This window comes from Cellvibrio mixtus subsp. mixtus J3-8 (genome assembly GCF_000766945.1).
Lineage (GTDB): Bacteria > Pseudomonadota > Gammaproteobacteria > Pseudomonadales > Cellvibrionaceae > Cellvibrio > Cellvibrio mixtus_A.
The window spans coordinates 198147-214257 of record NZ_KN266213.1 but is presented as its reverse complement, the minus strand read 5'-3'; the positions used below and the strand labels follow the sequence as shown (position 1 = coordinate 214257).

The 16111-nt window shown below is 44.6% G+C and carries 18 protein-coding genes; 9 read left to right on the top strand and 9 right to left on the bottom strand.

Annotation, left to right across the window (positions count from 1 at the left end):
* Positions 1-146 precede the first annotated feature (146 nt).
* From A596_RS19260 to A596_RS19250, 3 genes are all read left to right on the top strand, one after another.
* The gene (locus A596_RS19260; RefSeq protein WP_039917853.1) at positions 147-581 is read left to right on the top strand and encodes a GNAT family N-acetyltransferase; all 435 of its coding nucleotides are present in this window, start codon (positions 147-149) and stop codon (positions 579-581) included.
* Positions 582-744: 163 nt separating this feature from the next.
* Positions 745-1197 (top strand): GNAT family N-acetyltransferase, encoded by a 453-nt coding sequence (locus A596_RS19255; RefSeq protein ID WP_039917850.1) that lies wholly within the window; start codon positions 745-747, stop codon positions 1195-1197.
* A gap of 114 nt (positions 1198-1311) precedes the next feature.
* Complete coding sequence (locus A596_RS19250) at positions 1312-2331, top strand: alpha/beta hydrolase (protein WP_052417696.1); 1020 nt, start codon at positions 1312-1314, stop codon at positions 2329-2331.
* A gap of 4 nt (positions 2332-2335) precedes the next feature.
* Here the strand turns inward: A596_RS19250 and A596_RS19245 are convergent, their stop codons facing one another.
* The 3 genes from A596_RS19245 to A596_RS19235 all read right to left on the bottom strand — a co-directional run bounded on the left by A596_RS19245 (position 2336) and on the right by A596_RS19235 (position 6659).
* Positions 2336-3724, bottom strand: a complete 1389-nt coding sequence (locus A596_RS19245) for an amidase (protein WP_039917847.1) — start codon at positions 3722-3724, stop codon at positions 2336-2338.
* A gap of 338 nt (positions 3725-4062) precedes the next feature.
* Entirely contained in the window at positions 4063-5379 is a 1317-nt protein-coding gene (locus A596_RS23820; protein ID WP_039917846.1) for a methyl-accepting chemotaxis protein, read from the bottom strand.
* 152 nt (positions 5380-5531) lie between these two features.
* The gene (locus A596_RS19235) at positions 5532-6659 is read right to left on the bottom strand and encodes a lytic polysaccharide monooxygenase (protein WP_039917845.1); all 1128 of its coding nucleotides are present in this window, start codon (positions 6657-6659) and stop codon (positions 5532-5534) included.
* Positions 6660-6971: 312 nt separating this feature from the next.
* Here A596_RS19235 and A596_RS19230 point away from each other — a divergent pair, with 312 nt between their 5' ends.
* Complete coding sequence (locus tag A596_RS19230) at positions 6972-7730, top strand: hypothetical protein (protein ID WP_039917843.1); 759 nt, start codon at positions 6972-6974, stop codon at positions 7728-7730.
* 74 nt (positions 7731-7804) lie between these two features.
* Here the strand turns inward: A596_RS19230 and A596_RS19225 are convergent, their stop codons facing one another.
* The 3 genes from A596_RS19225 to A596_RS19220 are packed head-to-tail and all read right to left on the bottom strand — an operon-like array spanning position 7805 to position 9058.
* The gene (locus tag A596_RS19225) at positions 7805-8218 is read right to left on the bottom strand and encodes a CBS domain-containing protein (RefSeq protein WP_039917840.1); all 414 of its coding nucleotides are present in this window, start codon (positions 8216-8218) and stop codon (positions 7805-7807) included.
* Between the two features lie 40 nt (positions 8219-8258).
* Positions 8259-8468 carry a hypothetical protein gene (locus A596_RS22975; protein ID WP_152600234.1) on the bottom strand — a complete coding sequence of 70 codons (210 nt, stop codon included), beginning with the start codon at positions 8466-8468 and terminating at the stop codon, positions 8259-8261.
* Positions 8469-8485: 17 nt separating this feature from the next.
* Positions 8486-9058, bottom strand: a complete 573-nt coding sequence (locus A596_RS19220) for a DUF4142 domain-containing protein (protein WP_039917839.1) — start codon at positions 9056-9058, stop codon at positions 8486-8488.
* 268 nt (positions 9059-9326) lie between these two features.
* On the opposite strand from A596_RS19220, the gene A596_RS19215 reads away from it, so the two are divergent.
* The gene (locus tag A596_RS19215; protein WP_052417695.1) at positions 9327-10451 is read left to right on the top strand and encodes a YihY/virulence factor BrkB family protein; all 1125 of its coding nucleotides are present in this window, start codon (positions 9327-9329) and stop codon (positions 10449-10451) included.
* A gap of 22 nt (positions 10452-10473) precedes the next feature.
* Here A596_RS19215 and A596_RS19210 read toward each other — a convergent pair whose 3' ends face one another.
* Both A596_RS19210 and A596_RS19205 read right to left on the bottom strand, forming a co-directional pair.
* Positions 10474-10725, bottom strand: a complete 252-nt coding sequence (locus A596_RS19210) for a hypothetical protein (RefSeq protein WP_052417694.1) — start codon at positions 10723-10725, stop codon at positions 10474-10476.
* Between the two features lie 53 nt (positions 10726-10778).
* On the bottom strand, positions 10779-10982 hold the full coding sequence (locus A596_RS19205; RefSeq protein ID WP_039917838.1) for a DUF2934 domain-containing protein: 204 nt from the start codon (positions 10980-10982) through the stop codon (positions 10779-10781).
* Between the two features lie 244 nt (positions 10983-11226).
* On the opposite strand from A596_RS19205, the gene A596_RS19200 reads away from it, so the two are divergent.
* The 4 genes from A596_RS19200 to A596_RS19185 all read left to right on the top strand — a co-directional run bounded on the left by A596_RS19200 (position 11227) and on the right by A596_RS19185 (position 13718).
* Positions 11227-11562, top strand: a complete 336-nt coding sequence (locus A596_RS19200) for a GntR family transcriptional regulator (protein WP_039917836.1) — start codon at positions 11227-11229, stop codon at positions 11560-11562.
* 88 nt (positions 11563-11650) lie between these two features.
* A complete protein-coding gene (locus tag A596_RS19195; protein WP_039917835.1) occupies positions 11651-12133 on the top strand; it encodes a hypothetical protein in 483 nt (160 codons plus the stop codon).
* 23 nt (positions 12134-12156) lie between these two features.
* Positions 12157-13041, top strand: a complete 885-nt coding sequence (locus A596_RS19190; RefSeq protein WP_039917834.1) for an ABC transporter ATP-binding protein — start codon at positions 12157-12159, stop codon at positions 13039-13041.
* Positions 13038-13718, top strand: a complete 681-nt coding sequence (locus tag A596_RS19185; RefSeq protein ID WP_039917833.1) for an ABC-2 transporter permease — start codon at positions 13038-13040, stop codon at positions 13716-13718. Before A596_RS19190 ends, A596_RS19185 begins: the two co-directional genes overlap by 4 nt.
* A 258-nt stretch (positions 13719-13976) precedes the next feature.
* On the opposite strand, the gene A596_RS19175 is transcribed toward A596_RS19185, so the two are convergent.
* Positions 13977-16049: a S46 family peptidase gene (locus A596_RS19175; RefSeq protein WP_052417693.1), complete on the bottom strand. Its 2073-nt coding sequence runs from the start codon at positions 16047-16049 to the stop codon at positions 13977-13979.
* Positions 16050-16111 lie beyond the last annotated feature (62 nt).

Genomic DNA, 16111 nt, shown 5'->3' with positions numbered 1-16111 from the left:
TTAAAATTAATACGCCTGTCATGTGTAGCTTGGGGTGAGAAACGAGCCCAATATGCCTGAATGATTATAATGAAAGCGATTGGGAGAAATGCTATAAAAGCGGTCAAATTAGACCACCGCAATTTACCACAATGCAGGCTAAAGCAATGAGTACGAATTTAGGGTTTCGCGCAGCGACGGAAAAGGATAAACAATTTTTGCTTCAGCTTCGTATTGCAACTATGAACAGGCACATTTCAAATGCAGGTTTGGAACCAAATCATGAAAATCATATTGAAAGAATCAATTATCGTTTTGAGTCTGCACAGATCATTGAGTATGCAGGTCAATCAATTGGTTTGCTGAAGGTAGTAAAAGAGGGTTCAGTGTGGGACCTTGTTCAAATACAACTTGACAGTAATTTTCAAGGGAAGGGGCTGGGTAGAAAAATCATTCAATCAGTTATTGTTGAAGCAAAGGAAAATGGAGCCAGGGTGAAATTAAGTGTTTTCAAAAAAAATCCAGCACTTGGGCTCTATCTTTCGTTGGGTTTTATAACCTATATGGAAACTGAAAATACATATGAAATGCTATTTTCCTAGTTTATTCCTTATCTTGATCTAAAGTGTTTCAAATGCCTGATAAAAAACTGTGCCAAACATCGTTCTGCACAGATTCAAATCGGAACTATGTTCTTTTGCTGAGCAAAACCACATGGCGCCGTAACGTAAAAGCTGCTGTTATGCACAACGCAAGGTGAAAAAAGTGCTTAATTTTATAGATGCCGAAGCAAAACATACCGAGCTTCTTCGAGATATATTAATCACATCGAAAGGTTATTGGGGTTATTCTCAAGAGAAACTTGAGGAATGGCGATCTAATTTAAAGTTTGAAGAAGAATATATTATTCGCAATACAGTCAAACTAATTTTGAACGATAAAGAAGTGATTGGATTTTTTGCCCTCGTAAAAGGCGATAATGATGAGCTTGATCACTTTTGGTTATTGCCCAAAGTCATTGGTAAAGGTTATGGCAATCTGGTATTTGACCAGATTCTTTCAGAATGTAATGCCTTGGGAATATCCCACTTCTACATCATATCTGATCCGGATGCTGAAGGGTTTTATTTAAAGAAAGGCGCATTGAAAATAGGGGAAGTTTACAGCGAACCCCAGAAAAGAATGCTACCTAAATTAAAATTTACGGTGCGGGCATAAATAACGGTGGTAGAAAAATAAATATTATGCAATTTAATTATCTTCCATGTTCCCCTATACGCTATGCTTTTGGCCAGGTGTGTAGCTAAATAACTATTGATAATTGAGCTTTCTATGAAAAAAATTTTATCTATAATAACTGCGATTTTTTATATGGTATTGATCTCTCCTGTGGTATCTGCAGAAGAAAAAAACACTAACAGTACTAACGACCAGAAAACAGATCCTGCTTATTTTTTTCCTCCTTCAATGCAGAGTTTTCGATTGTACGACGATGCTGCGATTCCAAATTCAAAGCCTGTTCCTGATGAAGAGTCAGGCGCAGACAAAGGTTGGATACAAAAAATTTCACAGCCTTATATTCAGGTGTATCTGCCCGCAAAAATTAAGGCCACAGGCGCCAGTGTGGTGATATTTCCGGGCGGAGCTTATTGGGGGTTAACCTTTGATTACGAAGGCGTTCAACAAGCCAATTATTTTGTGGATCATGGAATTGCTGCATTTGTTGTTAAGTACCGAATTCCAAATGATTTATGGATGATTGATAAATCCATTGGTCCGCTGCAGGATGCGCAACAAGCGATGAGGTTTGCCCGTCAACATGCTAACGAGTGGAACCTGGATTCAAATCGAATTGGTGCAGTAGGTTTTTCTGCAGGCGGTCACCTTGCGTCCACGTTGGCTACGCATTTTAATAAGGCCCAAATCGCGAATCCTGGCAATATTAATTTGCGCCCTGATTTTCTCGTACTTGTTTATCCGGTGGTCACTATGGATTCAAAAGTGACGCATCTGGATTCGCGCAAAGCCTTATTGGGCGAAAAGCCATCCAAAGAGCGCATCAATTTTTTTTCAAACGAGCTGCACGTGAATTCCAGCACTCCACCCACTCTGTTGCTACATGCTGTTGATGATAAATTGGTAGATGTTAAAAATAGCATCCTGTTTCTTGAAGCGCTTAAGCATGCGGGCGTACCGGTAGAAGCCCGCCTTTTTGAAAAAGGTGATCATGGTTTTTTTCTCATTCCACGCGACCGCTGGCAGGAACCAATTATGGAGTGGCTTGCATCAAATGGCTGGCTTGATTTGAGAAAAAATAAAGATGAATTAGCCGGTAGTGTTAATCAGCGCTAGATCGTTAACTTGTTATTCGCGCGAATGGTTTGATTAATTCAAATGCCCGCGCTGCACGTAGTACGGCTGCATCGCCCAATGACGGCCCGACAATTTGTAAACCGATAGGTAATCCATTGCTATCAAAACCAATAGGAACAGACGCTGCCGGTTGTTGGGTCAGGTTAAACGCACTTAAAAACGGCGCTTGCGGTGCCGTGCCGCGTTTGCTTACCGGTTGGGATTGTACGGGCGTAATTAGCAGATCGTATTGTTGATGAAACTTGCGTAATTGCACCGCTAATGTTGCGCGTCGCTCCTGCGCTTCAACCAGGTTGGCAATGGAAATTCCCTGTGCATTTTCTACCGAGGTGCGAATGGATGGATCGACCAGCTCCAAACCTTTCGGACCAATTTCCCGCACCAGACGTGCCGCCCGCTCAGCGGCCAGGGCAGTCAGGATCGGGGTCGGGTCTTCAATAACACGATCAACTTCGACCACCGTTGCACCTTGTTCGGTAAAAACGCGCACTGCATTCGCAACGGCTTGGGCAATCTCGGGATGTACCTGAATACCATAAAGCGTTGGGCTAAAAGCGATGCGCACATCGCGCAGGTTTAATGTGGGATCATCCAGGCCCTGGGTCCAATCGCGGGTTTCGCGTGGGAGGCTGGTCCAGTCGCGAATATCCGGTGCAGCGATAATATTGAGTGCCAGGGCCGCATCGCGCACCGAACGCGTGAGTGGCCCAATATGGAAAAGATTGCCATTGAGTGCGGCTGGATAACCGGCAACACGGCCGTAACTCGGTTTAAATCCGAATACGCCATTCACCGCCGCAGGCGCGCGGATGGAACCACCACCATCGGTACCGATTTGCAACGGCCCAAGGCCGAGTGCTGCCGCAACCGCTGCACCTCCCGAACTGCCACTGCTGGCATAGTCAATATTCCAGGCATTTGGCGTAACCCCGGCCAGTTGGGATTCTGTTAAGCCGCGCCAGCCAAATTCGGCTGTTTGCGTTTTCCCCAGCAGCACCGCACCACCTTCACGCAAACGCGCAGCAACCGGCGAATCGTCTTCCTGGCAGGTAGCCGCAGTCGCCAAACTGCCTTTGCGAGTTGGCCAACCGCGGACGTGTAGCAAATCTTTGAATCCCACTGGAATACCATCCACAGCGCTGAGCGGTTTTCCTTTTTGCCAGCGCGATTCAGCCGCTTTGGCAGAGGCGAGGGCAGATTCCGCATCCAAATGACGATAGGCATTGAACTGCGGTTGCAGCTTTTCCGCGCGGGACAATACTGCGCGCGTCACTTCAACTGGCGATACCGCTTTGGCTTTATAAAGTGCAGATAACTCGTGGGCATCAGCGCGGGTGAGGTCAGTGGGGATGGATAATTTGGATTTTGCCATGGCAGAAAAATGCTCCCGATAAGTGGCAGTAACGGTTGGGTTCCTCCTTTGGGCAACTCTTATGCCATATGCAATTGTGTTTTACAGACCTTGAATGACGCGGGTGTGAAGGATGCAGCATGAATAAAATTCAACATGGATTAAGCAAAGGTGAGTCGAAAGACGCATCTTGATGTTGCATCTGAAACAAATTGCGAATGCGTTTGAAATGTTGAGTTGGGAAATCCACTCCATTTTTAAAAGGGCGCCTGGCATTGGAAAAGTTTTGTGCACTCCATCACCAAAAATAAAAACGGGCCTCCATGGCCCGCGTTTATTTCTGTGATATGAAATTTACATCAGGTTGACAGCCTATTTGCAAACTGGCCTACCGCACTAACAACTTTTTGCGCACCGTCCTGAATTTCTACAATAACATCGCCTGCTTGTGCGGAAAGTTCGAGGCCTTGTACGGCCTGGCGTTTTCCATTTTCGATTATTTGTACCGCTTCTTCTGCGAGTTTCTGGTTTTGCGAAACCACGCTGACAATTTCTACTGTGGCCTGGCTGGTGCGTGAAGCGAGTTGGCGGACTTCATCGGCAACGACGGCGAAGCCACGGCCCTGGTCGCCGGCGCGTGCGGCTTCAATAGCGGCATTTAACGCGAGCAAATTGGTTTGGTCGGCAATGCTGCCGATGCTTTTAACAATGGTGCCGATGATTTGCGATTGTTTATCCAGTGCAGCAATTCCTTCGGCAGCCGCCTCCATTTGCGCCGCTAATTCACGCATCACTTCTACGGTTTGTTGTACCACACTACTGCCTTTTTTAGCGGTGGCATCTGTGTGCTGCGACGTGCTGTATGCAATATCAGCGGCTTGCGCAACGGCCAACTCACCATTCACTTGATCAGTAATAACGGTTGCGAATTTTACAATTTTATAAAGGCGATTATGGGAGTCAGAAATGGGATTGTAAGACGCTTCCAGCCAGACAATGCGGCCATAACTATCAACACGTTTGAATCGGTCTGCAATAAATTCACCGCGGCGAAGTTTTTCCCAAAATGACTGATAAGCCTGGGAATTATATTCGCTCGGTTCACAAAAAATGCGGTGATGCTTGCCGACAATTTGATTCAGGGAATAGCCCATCCCTTTTAAAAAACGATCATTGGCTGTCAACACATTTCCATTTAAGTCAAATTCAATAACCGCCGTTGAACGCTGCAATGCTTCAATCAAATTCTGGTGTTCACAAGAGGCTTCAATGGTGCGGGTAAGGTCATTCGCATAGACTGAAAAGTTTTTTATTTCCCCACGGCTGCTTTTTACCGGCTGGACAATCGCACGCAACCAGGCCTCTTCTTCATCCCCGCGAACTATTTGTAGCGCACCTGCCCAATGTGCTCCAAGTTGGATGGCATTTCTCATGCGTTCGAAATGGTCGGTTTTTTGCGCATAGGCGGGAACCAGATCGATCAACTGACGGTTAAGGACCTGGCCACTGGTAAACGCCATTTCCGCTTCAAAATTGGCATTGGCATAAATAATCCGGCCTTGCGGATCCAGGTTGAGCATTAGCATTTCACTGTCCAGGCTTTCGCGTACTTGCAGCATGGACGACAGCTGTTCGGTTAAAACAGCTAACTCTTGTTTCAATTGTGCGTTAAACATTGTGCTTTCCCATTTTTACCGCTCATGATCAGGAAAGCTTAGTTGGCGATTGTTGATCTGTACAAAATGGCGGATAACTTTATATAACAGACAAAAGAAACAGCAGCCGAAGCTGCTGTTTCTTAATAGACATCGCTATCGAAGTTGAAAATTTATTCGATCGCGCAGCCGCGAACCTGGGTCCACGCATAGGTCCAGGCCCAGCCCACACCCGGTGCATAAGCTCCACCGGAATTACACCAGCCGCTGACATTACATCTGTATTCGTACCCGAAGTTTTGGGTCAGATCGCCATTCTTATAGATATAACTGCTGTTATAGGTTGGTGAGTTGCAACCCAATGGGATTGATGAATTTGATCGGCTTGAAGAGGGCAAACTTGAGCTGCTCCGCTTGCTTGATGCGAGTGAACTTGATGCGGAACTCGTTACATTACAGGAACCCAGGTCCAGCCAGTGATTATATTGCCCGGATGATTGCTCGGGGTTATTTCCCTGCGTCCAGTAATTTGCCCGGTAACGTTTATTGTTGTGTTGTACCTGGTTGCCGCCCACGTAAACAGTGCTGCTATTCCAATAGGGCAAGGTGCTGCAATTATCCACTACAGAACTTGAACTACTGCTTACGCTGGATGACGAGTTAGGTTGGAAGTCCACATCAATACATTGGTAATTTGCTTCCGCCGCATCCGTTTTCCAATCACGTTGCCAAATCGCATAAACAATATGTTTACCACTACGTTGAGGTAAGTTGACGATATGGGTGGAGGTGGTTTGTTGGGGCTCCGGGCCGGAATCGTGAATCAATTCCAGGTCGGACCATTTCAGCGGGGCACCCGCAGGGTCAAAACCTGGCTTGGTAATGTAATAACGAAAATAAGTGGTGCGGTGGGATGCAGTATTTGTCCAGATAAATTCACGTGGTCCTGGTGTGACGATTGTTGCAGGCCAGTCGTTACGGGCCAGGTCCACACCGTAATACATAGGTCGGTTGGCACTGCATAATTTTCCGTCAGGAATCCATTGCTGATGATCATCCCTGGCTTCATAGACGGCTACTTCCTGGATGGAATAGAAACCAAGTTCGTTATAGTTCGCGGCTTTCGCGGCAGCACAAGCCGGTAATGCAGGATTTTCAATATTATCTTTATGGCACACCAATACCCTGCTTTGTGGTGAAGAAACATAACCGTGGGCGCTTAAATCAGCAACTGTAAAAAAAGATAAGGCCCCGGCGATAAATGCTGAGATTCGCAAAGACGTTATTTTATTTATTTTCATCGTTTTCTCCCTAAAGAATAAAAACCGGAATTTGTGGAATGCATCATCACGCAAGCTATGAATAATACAGTTCATAACTTGTGCGGCTGGATTCTAGGAGGGCATTATCTAAAAGGCGAGTTCGACTTTCGGGTTGGAATATAAACTACAGAATAACGTGTAAATAGTATTCATCGAAAAAAGTCGAACCTCGTTATTCTTGATTGGTCAGATGCTAATTTTTATTTTTACTGCATTAAATCCAGTTGAAAAGTACATTTGTTGAGCGCCTAATAGTCATCCATTTTACCTTCTCAGTTAAAAGGATGATTTATGAAAAGCCTCACTATTTTAAAACTGCTGTTGATCCCTTTTTTTCTCATTGCGCTTAATGCTCAAGCGATAATTATTGAGGGTGGGTTTCGCGGTACGATCACTTCTTTTTTAGACGGCGATGAGGATAAATATGACGGATATTTTGATGAAGACCTCTTGGGGACGGAGGTTTCAGGTTCATTTTGGTATGACGTAGATAAAGCACCGGGCAGTATTCGGGGAACTCCCACCAATCAATCATACGAAAGTTACACCAATAATTGGCTCACTTTGGTCGTCAACATAAATGGTAAGGTCTTAAGCCCTTCTGTAGAAATAAAGGAGCCGTTTTGGCCTTCGCTTTTAATAGAAGGTGTGAACTATACCAATGATGATATTGGTGATGGCTCTAATATTGAAGCTATCTATCTTTATGAACAGAATATTTATGTATATGGCGACACTCCGGACTATACAACCATGGGCATCAGTTTGGGGATCATGAATTGGGGGAAGCATTTGTTAAGCGGTTTGGGGCTTGTTCAGGAGTTACAATGGGAAGCAGGCCCTGATACTTATGGATATGTTTCAATTGGAATGCAAGATGAACATGAAATCGGGCGATCCAAAGCATCGGCTATAGATATTACTTTGGAAGAATTTTTTATTAGAAAACGCTCGGTAGCTAATGTCCCCGAAAGCCCTTCAATCTATTTATTATTGATCGGAGCACTTTCACTTTTATATAAACGCAAGCATTTTATTTTGGAAAAATAGCAACATTATTATTGCGTGCTGCACCTAATGGCTTAATTTTAAGTGCAGTACGCTAATTTTATTAAATGGCTTATCTAGTGGGCTTTAGCAACACCTTGCAATACAGTGGCACTTGCTTTTTGGCTGCGACAGCTCGCAATATTTCCGAGTGAGACAATCCCAACGAGCCGCTTATCACGATTTAAAACGGGTAAGCGCCTGATCTGGATATCGGCCATATTTTCAGCCACGTGCTGGATGTCTTCATCATCAAAACAATAGCGAATTTTTTCAGTCATCACCTGGCTTATGGGTGTTTCATGGCTTAAACCTTCCGCCACTGCGCGGATTGCAATGTCGCGGTCAGTAATTATCCCTACAAGGCGATCGCCTTCATTGACTAAAATTGCACCGCTATCCACGCGAGCCATAACGCTAGCCGCTTCGCCGATAGTTTTTTCCGGTGAAAGTGTTTCCACGTTTCGAGTCATAATATCTTTAATTTTCATGATATTTCTCCTGTGAAATATGGTTAATACAGCAATCGATTCAACTATTTGCAACTGGATGTGTTGGCTCGGTTGGATCTATAGGCTGGATTGGTTGATCCGGCGTACCGGGGGAATTGGGAGTTGGTTCTGGTGTTGGATCTGGAATCGGAACTGGAGAAGGTTGTGGCGGATCAATCGGATTTGGTGTGGGCGGCGGAGTTTCCGGTGGTGTGGTAATCGCTATAATGTTCTGGCTTTGATTTATCATGGCTCTTTCCTCATCATTCAAACTTTATAATTGGGTTCTTCAACAAAATCGGTATTTTTTAACGGGCTTGTTGGAATATTGTTAGTGTGAAACGTATCTGCCAGATCTTGCGCCATTCTTAAGTGATGGCCCAATTGCTCCAACGCATGAGTAAAAAAAACTTGTATTTCCGGGTCGCCAAAATCCCTGATTTTTTTAAATAATTTAACCAGGTCGTTATGTGCAGTTAATTGATAGTCCACATAATCCTCATCAAAAAATTCATCACTGGCAGGATTTAAAAGATAGGGTTCACCACTATCGATATAATTATCGATAGTAGGTGTGGGAATATTTTTGGAGCGGGTGATCTCTGTTATTTTTTGATTCATGGCCACATGGTCATCAATCATTCGTTGGGCAAATATTTTAATATTGGTTGATTTGGAATTTTGCACAGCTAATTTGGAATTTTTTATTTCGGCAAATCCTTTATAAATTGCCTTTTCAATTAGATGGGTAATGTCTGCTTGTTGGCGTTTGCCGAGTTTGGTTAACAAAAAACCGATAGCAAATGCAGCGCCTATCAATACAATATTTTTTGTACGCATCTTTCATTCACCTATTTAAGTAAAATGCACACCTAAAGAAAAAACCGTCTTTAGGGTGGACCTTTACATACGGCGAATGATTCCGTTAATTATCACCAGGTTTTTATTAAATCGCTTATTTGTCATGGAAAACAACGGTCTTTAGACACCTTAGCCTGCTGAATAGCATAACGAATGGGAACTATCTGCTTGATTTTGTTATCAGAAGTTAAAGTGCCTTGATGTGGCCTAACTCATATTCCTATTCTTTTTAAATAACGGTGTAGTCATGACACAGTATGGGAAAATCAAAGGATATGGAAAAGCTAAAGAATGGGCGTTCATGTTCCGTGATACGTTCCTGCAATGGCTGGATCGCGATCCTTTCCGGAATAGTGCGGTGATTTCTTTCTATACTATTTTTTCCCTACCGGGCCTGCTGGTGATTATTATTAATCTGGCTGGTTATTTTTTTGGCGAAGAAGCGATAACGCGACGAATCAGTGCAGAAGTGGGGGGAATGATTGGCGGTAACACGGCAAAAGATATTGAAGCCATTATCGCAAACGCCAGCGTTCATCATGATTCTACTTTTGCATCGATGGTCGGGATTGCTACGTTGATCTTCGGGGCAACAGGTGTTTTTTACCAGCTCCAGCAAACATTAAATTCTATTTGGGAGGTTAAACCCCAAGCCGAAGGAAAAATCATGAAAATGGTATTGGATAGGGTTTCTTCCTTTGGATTAATTCTTGCGGTGGGATTTATCCTGCTTGTTTCGCTGGTGTTATCTGCATTGTTGACGATATTAAGCGGGTGGGTTGCCTATTATTTCTCCGAGACATTCAATATTGTCTTCCGTTTTCTAGATATATCGTTATCACTTGGTGTTATCACTTTTTTATTTGCGGCCATCTTTAAATTCTTGCCCGATGCGATAGTGCCCTGGCGTGATGTCTGGACAGGGGCGTTTGTTACCGCGGTACTATTTGTATTGGCGAAATATGCATTGGGTATTTATTTTGGCCATAGCAATCCTGCTTCTGCTTACGGTGCTGCAGGAACAATTATTTTAATTATGTTGTGGGTATCCTACGTGGGATTAATTGTTTTATTTGGAGCTGAATTTACGCGAATCTATGCCGGCCGTCGCGGAACCAAGGTTAAACCACTGGATTTTGCTGTATCAACCTGTGATGAGGAGGCTGCTATGCACGACGAGAAAAAACCAGTTTACAGCGAAACAAATACGTTAACTGAGGATAATACCCCTGAACCTGGTTATCCGTTAGATAAGGATTTGGTGCTCGGGCATAAAGCCAGTAAGGCGGCAAGCCCAATTTATTCGTCAGGCGAAGAAGATCCGGGAGTAGGCCTGGAATTTTTGGTGACTAGCAATGAACCTAAAAAATAATTTCTACACAATACTCAATTTTTTATGGCCAGGGCGCAGGATTATCATTGATATATTGCGGGCCACCGTCTTCAGGTTCCGCATCGCTTAATGGATTGTCTGCTTTAATTTCACCGGTTGCTACCTGATGGAAATCGATGCGGACTTTAGCAAAATCAGCATAGGCAAGGTTTGCGTCTTTTATTGGGCATTCTTTTACCGCCCATGCAATGACTTCATCCAGGCGCCGGTCCAATTCTATACCAAATGCAGTTTTATCAAGTTTTCCAGTCATGGGATTTACTCCATTATTTATTGAAGTGGATATTCATTAAATTCAATACTGGCTCAGGTTTGATCCGGTTGTTCTGGCTCTGTTGAACCTTTTGCTTCGGAGGGATCGACAGAGCGCTTTTGATGGGGATGATCATTTTCTTTTTCAGCCATTGAAATTGCAATCTGCCAGTGTTTATCTGATTGCCCCTCAGGTTTTCCTTCAGATAACCATAAATAATACGCCAGCTCTTGTATGTGTTGCTGATTACTAATCATGGTGTGCCCCTGCATTAAAAATTGAATTACATTGTTAGATCACAAGCAATGTGAAAAATTCATATTGCTTGTGATGATTGATACCTTTCCATGTATGAGCTTGGCCGTAGCTTCTCTTTCTAAAGCGTATCTATACACACACTTGCACGCTGTGCATATCTGTGTATACTGTGCATATCAAATATACACAGTTGGAGTTTGCGTGACTGAAGGTTTATTTCTTTCGCAGCAGGATAGTCGGCCCATGTATTTGCAAATCATGGAGCAGATCAAACAGAAAGTCCGTGCAGGCGATTGGCCAGCTGGCCATCCTTTGCCTTCTATTCGCGAGTTAAGTGTCGCGACCAAAGTCAGTGTGATTACGGTGAAACGCGCTTACACAGAGTTGGAAACAGAAGGTGTAATCGTCACCCAGGCGGGGCGCGGTTCTTTTGTTGCCGATGTGATGGATGTGCAGAAAACCCTTATTGAAGCTGAACTGGAAAAATACATCGCAGGTTTGATTGGTGCCGGGCGCACATTGGGATTAAGCGATAACCGGATTATTGAATTGGTAAAAAATGCACTGGTAGCTGATTAATTATGTTACCCGAACTCGTCGCGGGATGCGGTAAAACGACGGGAAGGAAACGATACATTCACGGTGTTTGTAACAATCAGGAGTTTTTATGTACAACAAAATAATTACAGGAATAGCGGGCGTGGTGTTTGCCTGTCTTTGCATAAATGTTAATGCAGATGTGTTGCCAAAATCCGGCACGATCAATCTTCAATCTATTTATAAAGGTACATCCCTGACAAAATTTAATGACGACTACAGTCATGGCACGTTGACGGGAGTGACCTTTAACGAAATGGGAAAAGGGCCTCTGCATTTAGGTAAAGCAGCATGTTCTTTTTCTATCTTTACGCATAAAAAAATTAATAAAAGTGCTGGGTTTTGTGCTTATGAAGATTCAGATGGAGACAAGGTTTTCATTAGGTACGTAGGTAAAAGTGATGCTGTGGGCGAATGGAATGGCGCTGATGAGATTATCGGCGGTACGGGAAAATTTGATGGAATCATGGGGAGTGGCACTGACAGTTGTGCCAATACTGACAAGAAAGGAGAGTTTCCCTGCACCGCAAAACTCGAGTATCGCTTGCCTTAGCCCTAAAGTTGTTTGGAGTGAATATGCAAAACGCGATTGAATTTCAAAACGTGTGCAAACGTTATCCGGAATTTTATCTGGATAACCTCAGCCTGCAGTTACCGCAAGGGCAGATAATGGGTCTGGTTGGTGTAAACGGCGCGGGCAAGTCGACTACGATGCGTCTGCTAATGGGATTGATCCAACCGGATTCCGGTAGTGTGAGCGTGTTGGGCTGCAAACTACCGGCGCAGCAGGTTGCGGTTAAAGCGCAAATTGGTTACGCATCGGATGATATGCGGATGTACAAAAATGAAACCCTGCGCTGGCATATGGGATTTATCCAATCGGTCTATGGCAATTGGGATTCGCGTTATGCGGAGCATTTATTAACAGTATTTGATTTAAAAGCCGATCAAAAAACCAAAGGTTTTTCCCACGGGCAGCGTGTTAAAGCAGGGTTATTGCTGGTGTTGGCACGCCGTCCGAAATTAGTCGTGCTGGATGAACCCACGACGGGGCTTGATCCGGTTGCCCGTGAAGAAGTATTGACGGAACTGGCTGAAATCCTCCGCAACGAAGAACGCAGCGTACTTTTTTCATCCCACAATACACAGGATGTAGAACAACTCTCGGACACCATTAGTTTTCTGCACAAAGGAAAATTGCTGGATTCACAAGATAAGGAAATTTATCTGGATCGCTGGCGGCGGGTTTTGTGTACCGGCATCAGTAATGCCGCTGCTTTGTCGCTGCCAGGATTGGTCAGGGCAAAACAAAATGGTTCATTGTGCGAGTTGGTCTTTAACCGGAATCCCGAGCACGCTGTTGCGCGCTTAAATGAACTGGGTGCACAAATTTCGTCGGTTGAACCTATGTCGTTGGAAAAAATTTTTGTGGCCGCAGTCAAGTCAGGAGTACATGTATGAACCACGGATTGAATACGCCGCTGATTAAAATCCTGATCGCTAAAGATTGGCACATTCAGCGCAAAAATATTGCCATATATATGGTAGGTGGATTATTGGCCCTGAGTTTTATCAGCGGCGGCGAGTGGCAATTTTTTATGGGCACCACGTTGCTGATCAGTGCATTGATCGGTCTTGGTAATCATCAAATCACCAGCTCAATTGTCAACGAACGCAAAGAGCATACATTACCATTTATTATGAGTTTGCCGGTTACGCCCATGGATTACCTGGTGGCTAAATTAATTGCCAATATGAGTTTATTTATAGTGCCCTGGTTGATTGTGTGTGCAGCAACACTGGTTGTATTTTGGATCACGCCTATCCCTAATGGGTTTATTCCGTTGACGGTCATTATCGGAGTCTATTTGTTTTTATGTTACTGCGTGAGTTGGTCGGTGGGGATGATCAGCGAATCGGAAGCGGTAGTTATTTTTACCATGGTGTTTACGAATTGCCTGATTGGCCCGATTATGTATACCGTCACTCGCTTTAGTAGTATTTCTTCCCACATTGCTGCAGCTGAAGCGGTATGGAGTATTGAGGCTGTAGGTGCAATTGTTATACAAGCTGTAATTATCCTGCTTGCATTGGCGTCGGCGTTTTATTGGCAGGCGCGCAAAAAAACGTTCCTTTAATTTCCATTCACTATTCGCGAACGGTGGTTATTAACCGGCAATGCCCGCTGGTTACGAATGCACTGGAAAATCCCGATGATGTGCCGCCGGGCAAATTTGTTATGCCGCCAGCCGCAGTATGAAATTTATCACCTATAGCTCCTATTGGTTGTATTTTTAATGGCCATAAAAAATAATTTTGAATGATTGTAGCGATGAATAAAAATCCCGGCATTAGCCGGGATTTTTAATGTGATACCACGTTCTTTCTGGCTGTTTTTAACGGCCTAGTTTTAACTCTTTAACCAACGCATCTGCTTTGTACACTTTTTTCAATGCTTCAGTCATTGCCGCTGGATGCACCGAAACCGCACGATTCACTGCTTCATCATAAAAATAACTTCCGCCCAGCGATTGGATATTACCGTCAAAAATCAAACCAACCAATTCGCCTTTTGCGTTAATGAGTGGGCTGCCGGAATTTCCGCCTACAATATCGTTAGTGGAGACTTGGTTGAAGCGAGCTTTATGATCCAGTTTTTTCTGCGCACTCACCCAGGTATTTGCTAATTTAAAAGGATCGTATTCCGTTGCCCGACTAAACAAACCGCTAATATCAGTAAAGGGTTTCACCGGAGTGCCGCGTTCATCCCATCCGCGAATAACGCCATGGGAAAGGCGCAATGAAAAGGTTGCATCGGGATAAACCGCTGTACCTTTGAAAGCAAAGCGCGCCTTGGCGAGTTGTTCAATGGCGGCTTTTTGTACCGGCTCTATTTGGTGATCATATTGTTCGCGCAGTTTGCGGCCGTATTCATCCAACAAGCGAGCCAGCTCAATAGCGGGATCATTGCTGTTTTTAATTGCTGCTGCACCACCTTCCCATAATTGTTTACGCAACGCCGCATCACCCAATTTGCTTTGGGTTACAATTTTTTGTGCAAGGGATTCAGGTGACTCCTTACCCAGAATGCGTTTAACAACGGGGTTATCCACGCCCAGCTTTTCGCGCAATTTACTCAATGACCAGCTTAGTTTTATTTGTTCAAATTCAGGGTAGAGTGGTGTTTCCGCAAAGAGCCCTGCCTGTACGCCAGGCAATGCCGCCTGGGAAAATTCACGTAAACGTTCTGCATCGGCTTTCTCGCGTTCAGCTGCACCGCGCACCAGTGTTCTCGCCCAGGTAACCTGTTGCGACATTGAGCCCATACCCAATTCGATCATGACAAAATCCAGGTACAAGTTGCGCCAGGCGGTTTGGGTATTGCTAATGGTTTGCCAGGGATTGCCGAATTGTTGCTGACGTGTTGCATCGGCATTGACCCAATTGCGAAATGCAGTTTCATCATCGCGTTTTTGTTGCATTACCGCCGGTGACAACAGCGCCTGGAACATACCTGTGCGCGCCTTGATACCATTTTCTACCATGGTTAATTCAGTTTGGGCGATACGCGCCTGTTCAGTACCTTCGCGCGAATACTGCAACAGCAAACCGCGATATTCTGACGCCAAAATTAATCGGAACGGTAAAACCAGGTCGCGTTGGGTTTCCAGTTCGCTCATGGTGAGTAAACGTTGGGTTGTGCCGGGATGCCCCAGGGTCATCACCAATTCATTTTCTTTGGCGCCTTTGGGATTAATCGGAAACCAATCTTTGTTACTGATAGGTTTTCCATCGGCGTATACACGCAATAAACTCATGTCCAGGTTGTAACGTGGAAAATTAAAATTGTCCGGATCACCGCCAAAAAATCCCGCTGCATATTCCGGTGAAAATGCCAGGCGCACATCCTGGTAGCGGGTGTATTGATAAATGTGATACTGGCCACCGCCATAAAGCTCCACAATATCGCAACGGCGTTTATCGCCAGCATCGCCAACACATTCTTTTTCGATACGCGATTGTTCCGCCTTTTTCGCATCGCTGAATGCTTTGCCGGTCAAACCGGTTAACGCTTTTTGCATACGCGCCGTAACATCTTCTGTTTTTTCCAGGCGATTTACTTCAACGCCCGGGCATTGTTTTTCTTCATTGCGCGTTTTAGCAAGGAAACCATTATTGACGAGATCCTGTTCCTTACTGGACAAATCTTCTACACAGGAAATAACACAGTGATGATTGGTTAATACCAATCCATCGGGCGATACGAAAGAGCCCGAACAGCCACCAGCGAGGCGCACTGCGCTGCGCATGGATTTTTGAACCCATTCGGCAGTGGGTTTGAATTTGTAATTTTTTTCCAGATCGGCGTAGGGAAGGTTGTCCAATGTCCACATGCCTTCGGCGGCAAATAGAGGGCTGGCCATAGCCAACCCACTTGCAATTAAAAACGCCCTTGTCGCATTTCGCATACACAAACTCCTGCTGATAATGGTGTGATGAATGAAGTGTGGCAGAAGTGTAAACCAGGAAC

Excerpts from the sequence above, each read along its gene's own strand:
- A596_RS19260 (WP_039917853.1), top strand. The coding sequence starts at position 147 with ATGAGTACGAATTTAGGGTTTCGCGCAGCGACGGAAAAGGATAAACAA.
- A596_RS19250 (WP_052417696.1), top strand. The coding sequence starts at position 1,312 with ATGAAAAAAATTTTATCTATAATAACTGCGATTTTTTATATGGTATTG.
- A596_RS19245 (WP_039917847.1), bottom strand. The coding sequence starts at position 3,724 with ATGGCAAAATCCAAATTATCCATCCCCACTGACCTCACCCGCGCTGAT.
- A596_RS23820 (WP_039917846.1), bottom strand. The coding sequence starts at position 5,379 with ATGTTTAACGCACAATTGAAACAAGAGTTAGCTGTTTTAACCGAACAG.
- A596_RS19235 (WP_039917845.1), bottom strand. The coding sequence starts at position 6,659 with ATGAAAATAAATAAAATAACGTCTTTGCGAATCTCAGCATTTATCGCC.
- A596_RS19230 (WP_039917843.1), top strand. The coding sequence starts at position 6,972 with ATGAAAAGCCTCACTATTTTAAAACTGCTGTTGATCCCTTTTTTTCTC.
- A596_RS19225 (WP_039917840.1), bottom strand. The coding sequence starts at position 8,218 with ATGAAAATTAAAGATATTATGACTCGAAACGTGGAAACACTTTCACCG.
- A596_RS22975 (WP_152600234.1), bottom strand. The coding sequence starts at position 8,468 with ATGATAAATCAAAGCCAGAACATTATAGCGATTACCACACCACCGGAA.
- A596_RS19220 (WP_039917839.1), bottom strand. The coding sequence starts at position 9,058 with ATGCGTACAAAAAATATTGTATTGATAGGCGCTGCATTTGCTATCGGT.
- A596_RS19215 (WP_052417695.1), top strand. The coding sequence starts at position 9,327 with ATGACACAGTATGGGAAAATCAAAGGATATGGAAAAGCTAAAGAATGG.
- A596_RS19210 (WP_052417694.1), bottom strand. The coding sequence starts at position 10,725 with ATGACTGGAAAACTTGATAAAACTGCATTTGGTATAGAATTGGACCGG.
- A596_RS19205 (WP_039917838.1), bottom strand. The coding sequence starts at position 10,982 with ATGATTAGTAATCAGCAACACATACAAGAGCTGGCGTATTATTTATGG.
- A596_RS19200 (WP_039917836.1), top strand. The coding sequence starts at position 11,227 with ATGTATTTGCAAATCATGGAGCAGATCAAACAGAAAGTCCGTGCAGGC.
- A596_RS19195 (WP_039917835.1), top strand. The coding sequence starts at position 11,651 with ATGTACAACAAAATAATTACAGGAATAGCGGGCGTGGTGTTTGCCTGT.
- A596_RS19190 (WP_039917834.1), top strand. The coding sequence starts at position 12,157 with ATGCAAAACGCGATTGAATTTCAAAACGTGTGCAAACGTTATCCGGAA.
- A596_RS19185 (WP_039917833.1), top strand. The coding sequence starts at position 13,038 with ATGAACCACGGATTGAATACGCCGCTGATTAAAATCCTGATCGCTAAA.
- A596_RS19175 (WP_052417693.1), bottom strand. The coding sequence starts at position 16,049 with ATGCGAAATGCGACAAGGGCGTTTTTAATTGCAAGTGGGTTGGCTATG.